Below are 219 nucleotides of genomic sequence, written 5' to 3'. Positions count from 1 at the left end.
TTTATATTTACACTTTAAAAGTATTATCGTCCTTTTTTAAAGAGCCCAAAAATGATTCTACATGGACGATAATGAAAAGTCAAGAACTACAGTTCTTCCTCTTCTTCTTCTGCATTTCCGTCTGCATCGTCAAAGTCATCTTCATCTTCTTCAATGTAGTCGTCAAAACCGTCTTCTTCAACTTTACGTTTTTTCTTCGGTTTTGGCTGCGGTAAGATT

At 35.2% G+C, this 219-nt stretch carries 1 pseudogene; it reads right to left on the bottom strand.

What is annotated here, in order from left to right:
• Positions 1-95 precede the first annotated feature (95 nt).
• A pseudogene (locus MR170_RS31975) lies at positions 96-219 on the bottom strand (DNA-directed RNA polymerase subunit delta); the annotation flags it as partial.

This window comes from Bacillus cereus group sp. BfR-BA-01524, from assembly GCF_022662595.1.
GTDB classification, from domain to species: domain Bacteria; phylum Bacillota; class Bacilli; order Bacillales; family Bacillaceae_G; genus Bacillus_A; species Bacillus_A thuringiensis_S.
This window is presented reverse-complemented; position numbering and strand designations above follow the sequence as displayed.